The sequence below is a fragment of the Paenibacillus sp. V4I7 genome, from assembly GCF_030817275.1.
Lineage (GTDB): Bacteria > Bacillota > Bacilli > Paenibacillales > NBRC-103111 > Paenibacillus_E.
On sequence record NZ_JAUSZD010000002.1, the window covers coordinates 1,185,997 to 1,201,704 of the forward strand.

Consider the following 15,708-nt stretch of genomic DNA (forward strand, 5'->3'; position numbering starts at 1 on the left):
GACCTTTGTGTAAATTTGATATGACAAGGGGAACTTCTATGCACTTTGTAATAGGCTTCATCATCATTGGGGCAGCTTATCGGTGGGGGGATTGGCGGAACTGGAAGAAGTATCATTCGACCATGATGTACTTTGCGCTGGGGAACTTACTGTACCACTATCTCTGTGCCAACCATCTGTTATGGCAGTTAATGCCTGACTTTTCCCTTAGTCATAGTATAACCGAAATGATCTATACCTTTATTGTTTTCCCGGCTACAGCGCTGCTATTCCTAACGAACTATCCAGAGGGTCGGATGAAGGTCGTCTTTCACTATATCCAATGGGTACTCATTTACGGCGGTACAGAATACGTTTTGCATATGTTCGGGCGAATTCAGTATCAATATGGCTGGGGGTTTTGGTGGTCCTTGTTATTTGACTGCACGATGTTTCCTATGTTGAGACTTTTCTCGGTGAAGCCCCTGCTGGCGTATTTAGTTTCAGCTGTACTTACGGTCTTCTGGGTGGTGCTGTTCAAGGTTCCGGTGAATGTGCCAATTGAGCTTAGGGGATCGTAGCGCCCTATAGCTGATCTAGATGCAAAAAGTGCATGTGATTTGTAAGGAATTGATGGCAGAAGGCAGTTGTTCTGCACAACATGCAGGTCATTTGAGCGATATGGCTTGGAATCGGGGTGAAATGAGGATTACCTGTAGGAAATGCAGGTTGTGATTTATGCGAAGGATGTGCCGGAAAGCATGGGCCCAACGATGCGTCATTGAGCTAACGGGCAGGATAGTGGGGAAATATGTTAGAATTGGAACAAACCATATTGTTTTAAAATCTTAGGAGGACTTGATGAAACAAGGAGAAATAATTCATAAGACAATATCCTCCCTTAAACAAAGACTACTCGAGGGGAACGGCTTATTAGATATACAGTTACAAGAGGGTAACAGAGCAAAGACCACATGTAAATTTAACATGCCTGCTATAGCAGAAGATCTAATAAGTTTTCAGAAAAGCTTAGGATTCAAACTCCCCGAAGACTATTACAATTTCCTCACAATATGTAATGGTTGTTCTTTATTTGATGATCCTCAATATGGCGGTTATATGCATGGCAAGATATACACCAGGCTACGTACGAGGAACCAAATGAAGGCTATTTGAAGATCGCTTACATTTATCAGGATAATATTGTGATTAATTTAGATGCTTATAACGAAGGAAGTAATAATTACTTAATGGTCAAAGGGCATATTGACCACTTCCAAGAGTCACGCCCCTTATTGATGAACTTTGAATTGTGGTTTGACCGTTTCATCATGAGTCAAGGTGCAAAGTTTTGGAACTGGTCTATATATGATGCTGAGAACTATTACCGACTAAGAGGTTAATACGGATTCAAGACATCTTGTTCAACTAGTGAGGAACGATAGTTACACATCAACAGGCTGCCGGCATCATTGGCAGCTTGTTCAGCTAAAGGGCAGTAATGTTAATATTGAGTTTTGGTAATAATGAGCAAAAAGCGGGGCAGGTTAACGCAAGATTAAGCGGGGTACTATTATACCCTATATTTACCAATCAGCTCACAACATTCAAAAGTAAAACACGAAGATACCGTGGAGATGATGGGCTCCTGCGCCAATGGCATCTCCCGAAAGACGCGGTTCTAAGTATTTAATTTTGTGAATGTGGAGGAATAATTTGAATATTGGTATTAAGATAATGGCGTTAGGAATATTGTGTGTCGTTGTAGCTTCATACCTAGATACTTCTGGTATAGTTGGTCATGATTATGAGTTTTTTCTTGTTATTGTTGGTGTAATTTTAGGGGCAGTGGGTCTCTTCATGAAGGACACCTAATGCGATGGGTGGTAGTACGACCATAGCCATTTTTTCTTTGAAAGGACCCAGCGCTCAACTAACGCAGAACGATAGTGGAGGAGCTTGCAGTGATGCAGCTCCTCTTTCTCATTGAAGTAACGGGCAGTTTGATAGTGCAACAATTGTCTCCCATTTTCGTCTATATATTTACTTGGAAATAATTGGAGGGGTGTTTAAAGTGAAACAACTATGCTCATTGTTATTTGTATTACCATTTATAATTACTGCTTGTAATACGGAAACAGATTTGGCGGCAAGCTCTAATATCGAGAATCAGAAAAAGGAAGCTGTTGCGCAACAGAACAAAATGCCAAAAGTAATGCCCACCGATTTCGATTTCGCGGTTCGTTTCGGATATGGTGAAATTACTAAAAATGAAATCAATACCTATCAAGATACGGTTACAAAAGATTTGATAATGAACGGAGATATAACAGCAAAAATCACTTTTACCTTAGAAGAGATGCGCAGCATTTATGAGAATATGAGAGAGATAAATATCATGGGAACGAAAGAGTTGGTACCAACTAACAAGAATTGTTCTAGCATCCCCTATAATGAAGACAGTTGGAAAATTAGTGTAGATGGAGAAACAAAAACATTTACTTGGTCAGATAAAAATTGTGACGTAACGAGCGATGCAAAGCAACTACTAGGATTACGAACATTCATCCAACATATAGTTGCGGGTAAGGATTCTTATAAAGAATTACCCAAAGCTGAGGGTGGTTATGAATAAACAAATAGAAATTCAATTGGAAAATGCTATTCAACTAACGAGGAACGTTAGTAATAAAAAGTTCAACATGAAAAAATGAACCTTATGGAAAAATCCCCATAAGGTTCATTTTTTTAATATCCTCCACCGTACCCATTACCAGGATAGTAAGGATATGGATAAGGATAGGGCGGGTAATAGTATGGATACGGTGTTAAAAACGGAAGTAGGAATTGATACGGGAACCGCTGCCGGCGAAATCTTCGATATCTTCTTCGACCATATCCGTTTTGACCGTACCCATTCGTAAATTGGCGTTCATCGCCGTCTACATCTTCAGGAACCAACATAGTAATGCCTTCGTCATCCATACCATCGATAATCCCATCAAATTGCTGTCCACTAGTTGTTTGTGCGATTACATGATAATTCATGTACCTCTGACATAAGGACTTCATATCTCCACCAATAGGTGAGACATTTGTCATACCTGACTTGGAATTCATCATGGATGGGCTAACATCCATCATACCTGGGTTAGAAATTGGTAACACTTTATCCCTCCTTTAATATTATCGGGATATGATATTCGCCTACGGAGGAAAGTGTTAACGTTTAATTGGATCTAATTTGGAGGGTAAAACTTATAGGGAATTTTTAGGCTTGAAGCATGTTCGTGCCAACTTGAAATAAAGTACTTGTTAAGCTAACTGGGAACGAGAGTTTAACGATAGCTGAAGAAAACCATAATGAGATTGACATGAGGGAGTGGTTAAATACGGAGATTTTAAAGGAAAGAGCTTATACATATTTATTTTATTGTGCTCTCTTAGATATTCGGAGCGCTTCTTATACTCATCGTATTAAATGGTGGAATCCTGCATCTTGGGTCCAGGCTAAAATTAATATGATTGAAATAAACAATATTGCTGATGTGTTCCATGACTTACCCGATTTGCTTGTTAACAGACCAGACGAATTTGATGAAAAATGGTTTTGGGATTACTTAAAAATGCGACTTCCAGAGAAGCATGAGATTTATTATCAAGTTTTCAATGAAAAGCTAAACGAAAAGATCAATTTTTGAACTAACGCAGAACGATAGTTCAAACAAACCAGGGAGCAGACGGGTTCATTTGGTGCAGTTGTTAATGATTTATTTTTTAGTCTGTTCGCTCCGCTAACGGGCAGGATAACATGGAAACATCTTGAATTAAATAAGCAGCTCTCATTGGCGATCGGAGATTCTTTTTCTGGGGAGGAATCAGCATGCAACTATCGAACTACCCATTTGTTAATTTTTCTTTTCAAAGTTTATGTGATTGGCAGAACCGCGAACTTGCTGAAATGGTTATTCATAGGATTATTAATGCCAACGATGAATACACTCCGCAGGTCTACTCGAGATTTGAGCCAGTAAAGGTGAAGATCGATAAAGAAAACGTGGAATATATTACCAGCTTGTGGCTGAATGAAGAAGTAAATCGAAACCTTCCGTCTTTCGCTCCTCCTGTAAGAGCAGGGCATCTTATGCTAAGAAGAAAGAAAAATCCTAAAGTCGAGTATATGATTTCTTGGGAGAAAAACAATAGGGTAGGATTTAATTCAATGAATGTGTCGGTTGAGGTCAACCATCTGCAAGATATTGAAAAGCAACAAAGCTTTTTTGATTTATGCTGGACTGTAGCAAGGATATTACAACCTGTACGAGGATATGTTATTAACCAATCAATCCCGTACATTCCAGAGCCACTTGCTCCACAGGTTATTCATCCGGAACTACATTGGATTAACCTATTTGGCAGACCATATATAGAATTGTTCGGAAGAGAGAAATTGCTTTCAACTCCGTGTTATAAAGTTGAAGAACTCGCAGAAGGAATAATTGCTCTTCAATTAACAGATAATCTTTTTGAGCCGATCCCTGAGGAAGTGCGAGCTTCTGTAAAAAAACATTTAGGTGAACAAGCTTTCGTTGAAAGTGGTAAGACATATCGTGACTATTTAAATAAAGAAAACATAGTCCCAAATTTCGACTACATACAAGTGATGTTTGATCGCACTCAACCGATTATTTTCGTGTAACAATAGCGCGTGAGACGTGGAATGGCTCCAGTTCCTCATCCGCCTACGTGATACCGGCATGCCGATTCGCGAAATGCAGCATTTCGCCGAGATGCGCTACCTCGGTGACGAGACGGTCGCCGAACGCAGACAGATGCTCGAGGACCATAAAAAACAGATCCGGGAGCAGATCGACCAGCTTATCGTAAACTTAGAGGCCTTAAACGAGAAAACCGATTATTACAAGGTGTTGGAGCGGGACATTGAAGAGCGAACACGAACCAAACCGCTCTGAAGTTTCTTTTGAGCTAACGGAAACGATAGCGAAATGACGAACAGGCTGCCTGCATGATGGCAGCCTGTTCAAGTATCGGGCAGTTTAACGCAATTGAGAATGGAACTAATATTGAATTTATACTGTAAATATATGGTATACTTGGTTTGAGGAAAGAGTAGTTGAAGAGGAAATGTATAGTAATAATTGAAGGGTTGGTAATCGTAGTGGGCCCATTGTTAATAAAAGATATTCGTTCAAATATAAGCCGTTTTGTTTCTATCCCCAAAAAAGGGACTTCCATCCTGATCAGCTGCCTGTTGATCCTCAGTATGACAGGCTGTACTTCAGACGAAACGATGATTACAGAGCCATCACCTAAAACATCGAATCTTTCAATTGTGAAAACAGAGTTTGAAACCATGCCCCCCCCATTTGCTGTTAGTTATATCCGTTCAGTGATGAGACCTAGCATGCTTCCGGAAGATGTAGTGAGACATCTTGGGAATAAATACAAAGAAGTTCAAACTAATTCTGAAACTAACACAGAGACCTTATGGAGATATGATATCGGAGTAAAAGAGGGATTTAATCCGACTGCAACTCGGAATGTTCAAGACTGGGCTGATGAAACAGGCATACAAGATGGTAGTATACATGCTCAGTTCTTAATCCGATGGGAAGATGGTAAGGCCGAAAGCTTCTGGTTAGCTTATCGTGGGGCTGATAAAGAAAGCAAATTTGAGGAAGTAACAAGGGAGTTTTGGGGGCCATTATGGGCTCAGGCTCCAAAAGAACCACCCGCATCATTCCATAAGGATATCTTTGGCAATAGCTTTATGACTGACACCAGCTATGGTTGGGCAGCTGGTAGAAAAGTATGGAAAACGATGGATGGAGGGATATCATGGGTCGATCGTACACCTCCTAAGTTAGGGGGATCCTTCGGTTTTCTTGATATTGTGGATCAAAACACGTTGTTGACCCTCTTTCATCCGAAAGAGGTTGGAGGGGAGATCACAAATAATCACGCTGAATTGGACCTGAGCCAACAAACCGTATACCTCACTACGGACGGTGGGGATAACTGGGAGCAATTAGAGCATCCTCTAAAAGGTCACTGGGGCATTCACCCTGCGGTTACATCGTACGGGGCACAATTTGCAGATAAAAATGTTGGATACCTTTACGCTTATGCCGAACCGGGTATGGTGAAGGAACGTAAAAGTATATTTTTGAAGACCACAGATGGCGGGCGACATTGGACTGTACTCAGCGAAGATATTACGAATCAAAAGGATCTCGGGTATGCTATGCCTTACGGTATGGTTCTTCGGGATTTCAAAGAACCCTGGATCACTTACAACAATACGGATAACGGAAATCCTATAATATTTAAGTCCACTACCAATGGTCGTTCTTGGGAACAAGTGAAATTGGAACTACCAGTACAGGCGTTAGACTCAACCACTTATCCGTTAACAAGTCCGATGTTCTGGGGACCCCATCATACAAATGGGCTTATTGCCTTTTCTTTCAGCAAAGACAATGATTTGAAAGGGATCATTTGGTACAAAACCACGGATGGAGGAATTAGCTGGACAAGTCAGGTTTCGACTTATGAAAGTATAGCAGCCAAGCAGCCTTCAGTGGGGCGGAATAGGGTGAATTTTTCGATATTCGCCTATGATCTCAACACAATATGGATCCTTGATAATGATTTAGGTGAATTGTATTGTACTATAGATGGCGGTGAGAAATGGCAGTTTCTTGGTTCATCTCCATCTTTTCAAAATGTTCAAAGGATAATTTTTTCAAGTCCGGCTGAAGGAAGGGCTTATTCCCGTGTTAACAACTTATATACCAAGGATGGCGGAGCAACTTGGATGGAACAAAATTAGCATATCAGGGGTTGAATTATCGATTAGACTGAACTGCGCAGCATTGAGGTAACGAGGAACGATAGTGAGGAGCTGCCGCGAGGGCAGCTTCTTTTTGATGTCCGTTGAAGTAACGGGGAGGAATCTGAAGTTACACGCTGCAATATAATGTGTAAAATTCGAGTAAAAACTAAAACTGAAGGAGGGGATTTTCGTGGATATTTTATTTGCCTTACTGGCTTTTTTCTTTATGATGTTATTCCTACGCACACTTCGTGCGTTGATAAATAAGGATGAAGAAAATAGTACACTACTTACTATTGCTTCCTCTGTATTGTTTGGATGTTTATTTTGGGTTTTATTGTTACGGTGAACGTAAGTTGAACAGGATAAGGAGCAGTTTGCCCAGTGGCAGCTGCTCCTTGTTTCATTGAAGCAACTGATAGGATAGAGGAACATTTGAACGTTAATAACGTCTAAATATATGGAGGTAGGTAAATGGAAATAAAGGGTAAAGTGGTTAAATCTTTGTTAATGGGCTTTTTTGCAATAATAATTCTTACTGGTTGCAATAGTACAAAATATGGAGAGTTTATTGGGGAATTAAAACCCCAACGTAGTAATTATAAGTTACATCTGTTTTATCATAATGGGGATACACCTCTTAATGAAATGGATGAGGTACAATCTTTCATACATTCTAACCAAGTAATTCAGGATAACATTACGGAAATGGAAGGTCATCCTTACAGTGAGCAACTGAGTAAAAATTTAAAAAAATTGGACATAGGAACCTACCCGATGTATGTCCTAATGAATAAGGATGGGCTTGTTTATAAATCCCCTTACTTAAGTGAGATAAAAGCCTTTATCAAAAAGGAATTGAAAATGACGGGAAGATAAACTAACGTAAAACGATAGTTCATTATAAGGAGGGATGCCGCATGGTGGCTCTATACTCACCTATAGGCAGTTTAACGTAATACGTCCTAGATTTGAGGCGTTACTTTGCTATAAATCAATTATAAAAAAACTACACCATTGTAAAATCTGGAAAGGTAATTTACACTTTTAGTATCTTACACAAGGGAGAGATGCAGTATGAAAAGTCTATTCGTATATCTTCAAGAGGGAACCAAACAAAACTGAACTACGGAAGTTACATTTATGCGATAAGTTATTAATGTGCTTCCGTGGTTTTCATAACATGGAGGTATAACAAGTTGAGTAAAAATAATTGGGAATCTTTTTTTGATGCACATGCCCCTCAATACATGGATAATGGTTTTACTAAGAACACGATTTCGGAAGTTGATTTTGTGATTGAAGTGTTGAAACTTTCGGAAGGAAGCAACATTCTTGATGTAGGGTGTGGAACAGGAAGACATTCCATCGAACTGGCAAAGCGTGGCTACAAGGTCACTGGAGTCGATATATCATCAGGAATGCTTTTGGAAGCTAAAAAAATGGCAAGTGAAGCGAATGTAAATGTCGAATGGATTCATTGTGATGCGGTAAAATACTCACCAACAAAGTCGTTTGACACTGTTATCAGTCTTTGCGAAGGGGCTTTTGGTTTAGTTGGTAGAGATGAGGAACCAGTTGAACATGATTTGGCAATTCTTAAAAATATCTCTGACGCACTGGAGCCAACGGGTCACTTTGTACTTACAACCTTGAATGCATATTCTAAAATTCGCAAACTTACTCAGGAGAACGTTGATTCCGGCAGATTTAATCCTATAACCATGGTTGAGCATTATATGGATGAATGGGATTTGCCCGAAGGGAGAAAACAGGTTGAGGTTAAGGAACGTAGATACCTCCCTTTTGAATTGAAACAGATGTTTTCTCAGGTAGGTCTGAAGGTTGAGAACATTTGGGGCGGCACGGCAGGTAATTGGAAGCGTCAAAACATTAGTTTAGATGAAATTGAAATTATGGTTGTAGCTACAAAAGGATAAAGGAAACGGGGATTGCTGTATTTAAGGCAATCCCTATTATTGTTGTTTATTGCGCTAACGCAGAATGACAGCTTCATAACAAGATCTCGCAGGCTACCGGTGATAAATTAAATTCGGTGGCCTATTGCGTTAACGGGCAGTAGAGTGGAGTAGTTGTATTCAAGAATTTGTTATTCTTCTCCCCATCAACAAAACTAGAATATGTAAAAAGACGCGAGTCGTGTGGCTGCTTTATAGTTAAAAAATAAATTTGAGGTGTTTTATGAAATTATTTAAAAAAATTGATTTTACTATTTCAAGACAAGGTATCAGCGCCGTTGAAAAGATTACCATCGGTAGCGTCAAGCAGAGCATCTTAATACAGACGGAAAAGCCGGGCAGTCCCGTCTTGCTTTTTATTCATGGAGGTCCTAGTATGCCAGTTCCTGGTGTATCAAGCCGAGGCTCCGATTATGCATTGGTGATGACCACCAAAGAACTAGTCAAACATTTTACCGTTGTTTTTTGGGATCAACGCGGTACAGGAAAATCCTATGCAAAAGATATTCCGAAAGAAACCATGCACTTAAAACAGTTCATCAGTGACGCCCACGATGTCACTGATTATTTAAGAGATCGATTTAATCAAGAAAAACTGCATCTTGTTTCCCATTCCTGGGGTAGTGTTATCGCATTGTCCCTCGCCTATAAATACCCAGAGAAATTCTATTCCTATACTGGGTTTTCGCAAATCACGAACTGGGTTGAAAATGATAAACTAAGCTACAAGTGGCTGCTTGAAAGAGCAAGAGAGACCAATAATCAAAAAGCGTTACAGGAACTCGCTACCGTTGGCGAACCCCCGTATATGGAAAGCTTTAAGCAGTGGGGGGTTATTCGTAAATGGCAGTTTAAATACAACTCGATGTTTTATGACGCAGGCGATAAAAAGTCCGTAACGATCTTTTCGGGTCTTAAAATCATGTTACGGTCGCCAGATTATTCTCTGATGGACATTTACAATTCGCTTGTTCGAGGCTTCAAGCTTTCGTAAAAAAGTTGTATTGGTCGGATAAATCTTCACATGCCTTTCATCTTGAGGATGCAAGAGAAAACGAGCAAAGACTTATTCAACATTTACAGGCTAATACGCCATAATCCAATTTAATAACGTTTGTTGAGCTAACGGAAAACAATAGCTTCATAACAAAGATCAAACAGGTTGCCGGTGATAAACTCGGTGGCCTATTGTGCTAACGGGGCAGTAGAGCATGGTGGTAACCGGGGCTTTATCAGGAGGGGGGAGAATTCTTTTTATTGTATGTCTTTATCTTTATCAGATATGCGAGAGCCACTCACAAAAGCCAACATATGGTATTATCTTAGTGGCGGCTTTACGCTGTTGAAGCAAATATCAATTCTAAATGGGGTGGAAATCGTGTTTAATAAGAAAAAAATATTAACAGGAATTTTAATTTCGGTAATTTTACCGTTAATTTTTCAATCTTTCTTAACCTCAACAACTGAAGTTAAAAACTCTGATGGGTCTGTTAGTGTTATTTCTCAGTCGCTAAGTCTTACGTATCCAAGTTACTTTATTATAGCTCTATGCATTTTTGTTCTTTATCTATTTCTACTGTTGAGTTGGCAGCGTTTAGCGAAAAATAAATAAAAAACCAATTGAATCGGCTGCCTTTCTACGCAAATGGGAAGGATAGTTTAACACTTTCCGAAATTAGGGAGTTGATATTACGATGATAATATCCACTTTAAATGGTTTAAAGAAACGAGTAGATAAACAAAACAAATTAAAAGTGCAACAAGATGGCGGAGAAGTTTTTACTTCAACATTTTATTGGGAAAGCCCTTGGCAAGGGTGTGAAAAGTATTGAGAAAGATATTTACGTCTAGCACATTTGTGCTGTCAGACGATCTTTTTCGCTGAACTAACGGAAACGATAGTTGAGGAGCTTGCTTCGCGGCGGCTCCTCTAATGCAATTGTCTCCATTTTGAGGTGCATAAACCCTATTTATGAGTTCGATACAAACGATTAAAAAGTATTACTTAGGAATTCACACTTTATATTCAACTAACGAGGAAGATAGTTGAATAAAAGACGCGATTTCAGCCGGTCGAAATGGTTTATCATGATCGGGTGGGACGTAATTTCTTCGATGACGGCTCCGAAGACCGGCCATAATCTCTGTAGACGCGGGAGGGACGGCGTTTCTCCGGTCGCATATACAGACTCCGAAAACTCCGATGGCGGCTGCGACGGTGGAGGAGGCGGAGGCGATTAACCCCCAGTCTCATAGCCTCGTTCAATCTTCGCAACCGATAAGCGTTCGTTGCGGATTCACCTAGCTCCTTGAGATTGGTGTAAATCGCCCAAGCGCCCGCCTCCGCTCCAATCCCCGGCACCATCTGCTGCATTTTCCGAAAGTCGATTGCGTCGCGGTATTCCTCTGGAACGTCTGGTTTCCGAAAAGAAATTAGTTTTTTTTGTTGACCGGATTGCATATAACCTGTAAAATTTTGTTAAGTGTATATTTTAAGGTAATGAACTTACTTAAAGGTAAGGGGATGATTTATCAATGATTCATCAGCTTGAATGTCCAGTGGAGACAATCATTCATGTTCTAGGCGGCAAATGGAAACCAATGATTTTATGGCATTTGATACAATCCAATAAGCGATTCAACGATCTGGAAAAGCTTATACCTGATGTATCTCAAAAAATGCTTTCACAACATCTACGGGACTTGGAACGAGAGGGCATAATCGATAGAACGGTCTACCCCACCGTCCCTCCAAAAGTAGAATATTCCCTTAGTGAATATGGCAAAACATTGATTCCTGTAGCAGAAGTCATGTGTGCTTGGGGAGAAAACCATAATAAGCGGAAATGTGAAGAATCTGCTTCTTAAAGCTTGTTCAATTCATTTGCACACTAATTCAAGGACTCATAACAAAAGCTGCCACGGGATTTGTCCTGGCAGCTTTTTGCTATTTACAGTCAATATTCCTTTACGATTTTTACCGTGGACCAACATGGATAACCCTTTCTGCTTAATGCTTACTTTTAAGTAAGGACCCTACATTAAAGTGGGTTCTTATCAAGATTTTTAAATGATGCTAAGCTTGAGTCAATCCAGAGATGAACTATCGGGAGTTATTTATAAAAGGAGGAAAAAATGATGAAAATTATTGTTTTCGGAGCAACTGGAAATACGGGAAGAAGAGCGCTGGAGCAAGGGGGTAAAATGGGACATGAAATGACAGCATTCGTGCGAAACTCCGAGAAGTTTTATGAACAGCAAGGAGAGCGTTCAGCAAAACATGTGAAGGTGGTCGTGGACGATATCATAAACCCAGTAAGCGTCGGCGAGGCGCTCTCGCATCAAGACGCCGCTATTATTGCTGCCGGCCATGCAGGTCAAGGAGATGAGTTCGTTCGTCTCGTTGATAACATTATAAGCCAATGTGAAATCCACCCTAGTTTTTCCGGGAGGGTATGGGTAATGGGAGGTGCCGGCCTGCTGGATATTCCATATACTGACCTCATTGGCAACAATCTGCCCGGCTTCCCGCCCGCGTATAAAAATCACAACCGGAATTTTGAACGACTCCTACAGTCTGAGCTCGATTGGTCAATTATGTGTCCGGGAACTATGATTGATTCGATAGAGCCTCCGGCGTCGGTTCATCTGCATGTGACAACGGAAACCTTGCCCATATCAATTCCGAAGACGATCAAGGAATTTTCCGAGGCCGATATAGCCGGTTACTTGTTCAGCCGGCTTCAAGAGCTGGATGTTGCTTATGATGATGTCGTGAAATGCATGCTGGACCATATCGAGCTCGGAGGGCCTTTTAAGAGAAAAAGGGTCGGTCTCGCCTATCAAAGCGATATTCCGGTGAGCTAAGGAGCAAGAAGGGAGATGATCAGTTTGTTTGGATGGCTCCTCGTTTTTCATATATTGGCTTCTATCGCGGTAATCGGTCCCGCTTTCGTGGTACCCTTCATTCGAAGGTCCGCTAGAACCGCCGGCCAGTTGCGCTTTGCTTTTGATGTAACGAACAAGATTGCCATCCTGCCTAAAATTGGCGGAGCCGTACTTATTATTACCGGGGTTTGGCTTATGATCATAACCAAGATGGGGTTGTCCCAAATGTGGCTAAATATATCGATCCTTTTATCGCTGCTCATGGTCGCCACAATCGAAGGATTGATCGGGCCGCGTATGAAAAAGATCATGGAGATTGTATCTATAAGTCAAAGCAAAGGGGATGAATTACCCGCCGAGCTCGATCGATTGATGAAAAAGATCATACCGATCGAGACGGCGTCACAGCTGCTGATGATTGCCATTGCCGTGCTTATGGTCCTTAAGCCATTCTAAAGAAGCCGTAAAGTTTTTTATCAATCGGCCCGCGGGTAGTAGTTCAGAAAGGGAAGAATCAATAACGAAAGGGCTGCCGCGTGGCAGCCTTTTGTTCCGTATATAGGCAGAGTTCTGTACATAAAGGATTCCGTGGACCATTGAATACTTTAATTGCTTAGGAATCCTTAGGATAGCTAGATGAAAGTGATGTATTATGAAAGCATTTATTGTAACAGGTACGACACGTGGATTAGGCTTCGAGATTTGTAAACAACTTATTAAGCGTAATCATCAATCATTTCTTTAGCCAAGAATAATAATGATACTATATTAGAACCAGCCATCCAAACGACTGTGAAAATAGCTCCAATCTCACTATTCCAGCAAGCAGTAGCTGGTATGAGCGTATATTGCGCCTCGAAAGCGGCATTAAATATGCTGCCAATATCACCTTTCTTTAGGGAAGTTAAAGAAACAGGTTCTTTAAAGTCTGCAGAGGATATTGCGAAAAAAATTGTCAAAAGAGTCTTAACTTCTTAAGGAAAAGCATTACGCTAACGGGCAGTTTAGTTGAAGATTAATTCCGGTGAACCATACCATAAGTGAAGATGAAAAATTTTCTTGGGGGAAGTGACCTAACAATACGACTAGCCAGAATAGTTTTATGTGAATGAAGAAAACAACACTTAGTGTGGTATACACTCGTGTTGCTCTCGTGTTTTAATATCCAAACTTCTATTTCATACATGTTGTTGTTAGATTGAGTTTATGTGCAGCAAAATTCTTCCGCGTCCATGTCTTGCTTCGCTTTTCTCCAGTGCTTTATTAGCTTGGTTTAGCGGGAATATGGAATCAATCGCTGCTTTAATCGTACCGTCGGCAATTAATTCCGTTAAGGTCTGCAGATTCGCGTATGTTGGGAATTTGGTGTTAAATTTAGCTGTAACGCCATACTTTTGAGCGTTCTCTTGAGATGGATCCTGAGTCAAAGAGACGAGAATGCCTCCCTTCTTCAGAACGGCCCATGATCGATTCTCGGTCTCGCCTCCAATGGAATCGACGACCAGATCCACTTCTTTGACGACGTCTTCGAAAGCCGTCATGGTATAATCGATGACTTGATCCGCACCCAAAGACTTGACGAAGTCCATGTTAGAGGTTGAAGCCGTAGCGATCACGGTTGCTCCCTTCCATTTGGCCAGCTGAACGGCAAACTGTCCAACGCCGCCTGCTGCAGCATGAATGAGAACGGTTTGGCCAGACCGGAGTTCACCTTCAGTGAACAACGCTTTCCAAGCCGTTTCGGCTCCTGCTTTAATCGTTGCTGCATCTTCAAAGGTGAGAATATCGGGCATCTTAACTAATTCCTGGACTTTCGCAATGCCATATTCTGAGTAGGCTCCTCTAATACTACCAAAAATGCGATCACCGGGCTTGAAATCCGTTACACCTTGCCCTACTTCTTCGACAACTCCAGAAGCGTAAAATCCAGGAATGTAGGGGAGGGTTACAGGAAAAACTTCTTGAAGCCAACCGTTACGGATTTTATAGTCTAGCGGAATAATCGTAGCATATACGATGCGAACGAGCACTTCATCCGTTTGCTGTTGGGGGCGTTCAACTGTTTCTACCTTTAAGACATTTGGACCACCATATTCATTGACCAGAATGGCTTGCATCGACTTATTAGACATGCTTATCTCTCCTTTATCACTCATCATTTTTTAAAAATTTACAGTTAAGTTTCTAAAGAAGCGGCTATTTTTTGTGCCAGAGCTACAAACTGTATTTTTTCTTCGTCATTGAGAACTTTCGTTGTGATCTCTTCCAGCTTGCTCCAAGCCTGAATCACTCTGGGTTCAACTTCACGCCCTGTTTGAGTGAGCGATACGATGGTTACGCGTTTATCTTCCTGTGAGCGGCTGCAGGTGACCAGCCCCGCATCTTCCAAACGACGAACGGATTTAGCTATTGTCGAGTGATCAAGGCGCAGCGACCTTGAAAGACTATTCTGTGATTGGCTGTCTCGGTGCCACAACTGCATCAGTACGAGTTCCTGCCCTGGGTATAGGCCTGCTTCTCGAAGCAGCTGTCCTGCATTTCTATGATGTGAACGAGCCATGCTGAATATAGAGAAGCTTACGGGAAAATGCGTTACCGAACTGATTTCATTTTCAATGGCTTCGTTATTGATGTTTTTCTTCAATAGTTTCATCCCTCCTTTCAATTGTGTGGTCGTCAACATATTCGATTAAACACAAGATAACATTTAAATATGTTGCCGTCAACATAAATAAAAAACAGATTAATTTCCCAGTTGGTATGGATGACTTTGGAGTTGCAGTTGGTTTAACACAAGTGACATTAAGGGGCAATAGTTAAAAGAAATTTTAAAAAAAGCTGCCATATAGGCAGCCCGGTGATAATATGCCGATAGCCTCGATAAGCTGAACCGTACCATCGTCTAATAATAACAGGTCATTCCGCTAACGGAGACGATAGTTTAACAACGGGCAGAAGGCAGTCGATCACTTTTGGATCGACTGCCTTTATTCAGCTAACTGTAGT

22 protein-coding genes are annotated in these 15,708 nt (G+C 40.9%); 17 read left to right on the top strand and 5 right to left on the bottom strand.

All coding sequences use genetic code 11. The features are described 5' to 3' along the window. The first annotated feature begins 38 nt into the window (after positions 1-38). From QFZ80_RS06735 to QFZ80_RS06750, 4 genes are all read left to right on the top strand, one after another. Positions 39-560 carry a CBO0543 family protein gene (locus QFZ80_RS06735; RefSeq protein ID WP_307557970.1) on the top strand — a complete coding sequence of 174 codons (522 nt, stop codon included), beginning with the start codon at positions 39-41 and terminating at the stop codon, positions 558-560. Positions 561-966: 406 nt separating this feature from the next. Next, a complete protein-coding gene (locus QFZ80_RS06740; protein WP_307564052.1) occupies positions 967-1,155 on the top strand; it encodes an SMI1/KNR4 family protein in 189 nt (62 codons plus the stop codon). Positions 1,156-1,695: 540 nt separating this feature from the next. After that, positions 1,696-1,854, top strand: coding sequence for a hypothetical protein (locus QFZ80_RS06745; RefSeq protein WP_307557972.1), 159 nt, complete (start codon positions 1,696-1,698; stop codon positions 1,852-1,854). Between the two features lie 199 nt (positions 1,855-2,053). Beyond that, positions 2,054-2,614 (top strand): hypothetical protein, encoded by a 561-nt coding sequence (locus tag QFZ80_RS06750; RefSeq protein ID WP_307557975.1) that lies wholly within the window; start codon positions 2,054-2,056, stop codon positions 2,612-2,614. A 113-nt stretch (positions 2,615-2,727) separates the two neighbouring features. Here the strand turns inward: QFZ80_RS06750 and QFZ80_RS06755 are convergent, their stop codons facing one another. Further along, positions 2,728-3,147, bottom strand: coding sequence for a hypothetical protein (locus tag QFZ80_RS06755; RefSeq protein ID WP_307548019.1), 420 nt, complete (start codon positions 3,145-3,147; stop codon positions 2,728-2,730). Between the two features lie 206 nt (positions 3,148-3,353). Between QFZ80_RS06755 and QFZ80_RS06760 the strand changes: the two genes are divergently transcribed. The 10 genes from QFZ80_RS06760 (at position 3,354) to QFZ80_RS06805 (ending at position 10,646) form a co-directional block, all read left to right on the top strand. After that, positions 3,354-3,680 (top strand): hypothetical protein, encoded by a 327-nt coding sequence (locus QFZ80_RS06760; RefSeq protein WP_307548017.1) that lies wholly within the window; start codon positions 3,354-3,356, stop codon positions 3,678-3,680. A 182-nt stretch (positions 3,681-3,862) separates the two neighbouring features. Then, on the top strand, positions 3,863-4,678 hold the full coding sequence (locus tag QFZ80_RS06765; RefSeq protein ID WP_307557977.1) for a hypothetical protein: 816 nt from the start codon (positions 3,863-3,865) through the stop codon (positions 4,676-4,678). A gap of 16 nt (positions 4,679-4,694) precedes the next feature. Continuing rightward, positions 4,695-4,952: a MerR family DNA-binding protein gene (locus QFZ80_RS06770; protein ID WP_307548014.1), complete on the top strand. Its 258-nt coding sequence runs from the start codon at positions 4,695-4,697 to the stop codon at positions 4,950-4,952. Between the two features lie 206 nt (positions 4,953-5,158). Beyond that, entirely contained in the window at positions 5,159-6,832 is a 1,674-nt protein-coding gene (locus QFZ80_RS06775) for a WD40/YVTN/BNR-like repeat-containing protein (protein WP_307557979.1), read from the top strand. A 193-nt stretch (positions 6,833-7,025) separates the two neighbouring features. After that, a complete protein-coding gene (locus QFZ80_RS06780) occupies positions 7,026-7,184 on the top strand; it encodes a hypothetical protein (protein ID WP_307548010.1) in 159 nt (52 codons plus the stop codon). A 125-nt stretch (positions 7,185-7,309) separates the two neighbouring features. Then, entirely contained in the window at positions 7,310-7,714 is a 405-nt protein-coding gene (locus QFZ80_RS06785) for a hypothetical protein (RefSeq protein WP_307548008.1), read from the top strand. 320 nt (positions 7,715-8,034) lie between these two features. Beyond that, a complete protein-coding gene (locus QFZ80_RS06790) occupies positions 8,035-8,775 on the top strand; it encodes a class I SAM-dependent methyltransferase (RefSeq protein WP_307557981.1) in 741 nt (246 codons plus the stop codon). A 262-nt stretch (positions 8,776-9,037) separates the two neighbouring features. Then, on the top strand, positions 9,038-9,808 hold the full coding sequence (locus tag QFZ80_RS06795) for an alpha/beta fold hydrolase (protein ID WP_307548004.1): 771 nt from the start codon (positions 9,038-9,040) through the stop codon (positions 9,806-9,808). A gap of 186 nt (positions 9,809-9,994) precedes the next feature. Beyond that, entirely contained in the window at positions 9,995-10,426 is a 432-nt protein-coding gene (locus tag QFZ80_RS06800) for a hypothetical protein (protein ID WP_307557983.1), read from the top strand. 82 nt (positions 10,427-10,508) lie between these two features. After that, on the top strand, positions 10,509-10,646 hold the full coding sequence (locus QFZ80_RS06805) for a hypothetical protein (protein ID WP_307557986.1): 138 nt from the start codon (positions 10,509-10,511) through the stop codon (positions 10,644-10,646). 254 nt (positions 10,647-10,900) lie between these two features. Here QFZ80_RS06805 and QFZ80_RS38855 read toward each other — a convergent pair whose 3' ends face one another. Then, entirely contained in the window at positions 10,901-11,275 is a 375-nt protein-coding gene (locus QFZ80_RS38855; RefSeq protein ID WP_373460024.1) for an EcsC family protein, read from the bottom strand. A gap of 74 nt (positions 11,276-11,349) precedes the next feature. Between QFZ80_RS38855 and QFZ80_RS06820 the strand changes: the two genes are divergently transcribed. The 3 genes from QFZ80_RS06820 (at position 11,350) to QFZ80_RS06830 (ending at position 13,158) form a co-directional block, all read left to right on the top strand. Continuing rightward, the gene (locus tag QFZ80_RS06820; protein ID WP_307557987.1) at positions 11,350-11,682 is read left to right on the top strand and encodes a winged helix-turn-helix transcriptional regulator; all 333 of its coding nucleotides are present in this window, start codon (positions 11,350-11,352) and stop codon (positions 11,680-11,682) included. Between the two features lie 270 nt (positions 11,683-11,952). Beyond that, complete coding sequence (locus tag QFZ80_RS06825; RefSeq protein WP_307564054.1) at positions 11,953-12,681, top strand: NAD(P)-dependent oxidoreductase; 729 nt, start codon at positions 11,953-11,955, stop codon at positions 12,679-12,681. A gap of 15 nt (positions 12,682-12,696) precedes the next feature. Then, positions 12,697-13,158, top strand: a complete 462-nt coding sequence (locus tag QFZ80_RS06830) for a DUF2269 family protein (protein WP_307547999.1) — start codon at positions 12,697-12,699, stop codon at positions 13,156-13,158. A 260-nt stretch (positions 13,159-13,418) separates the two neighbouring features. Here the strand turns inward: QFZ80_RS06830 and QFZ80_RS06835 are convergent, their stop codons facing one another. The 3 genes from QFZ80_RS06835 to QFZ80_RS06845 form a co-directional block, all read right to left on the bottom strand. Next, positions 13,419-13,661 carry a hypothetical protein gene (locus tag QFZ80_RS06835; RefSeq protein ID WP_307557989.1) on the bottom strand — a complete coding sequence of 81 codons (243 nt, stop codon included), beginning with the start codon at positions 13,659-13,661 and terminating at the stop codon, positions 13,419-13,421. A gap of 234 nt (positions 13,662-13,895) precedes the next feature. Next, the gene (locus QFZ80_RS06840) at positions 13,896-14,834 is read right to left on the bottom strand and encodes an NADP-dependent oxidoreductase (protein WP_307547997.1); all 939 of its coding nucleotides are present in this window, start codon (positions 14,832-14,834) and stop codon (positions 13,896-13,898) included. A gap of 44 nt (positions 14,835-14,878) precedes the next feature. Further along, positions 14,879-15,346 (bottom strand): MarR family winged helix-turn-helix transcriptional regulator, encoded by a 468-nt coding sequence (locus QFZ80_RS06845; protein WP_307547995.1) that lies wholly within the window; start codon positions 15,344-15,346, stop codon positions 14,879-14,881. Between the last annotated feature and the right edge of the window lie 362 nt (positions 15,347-15,708).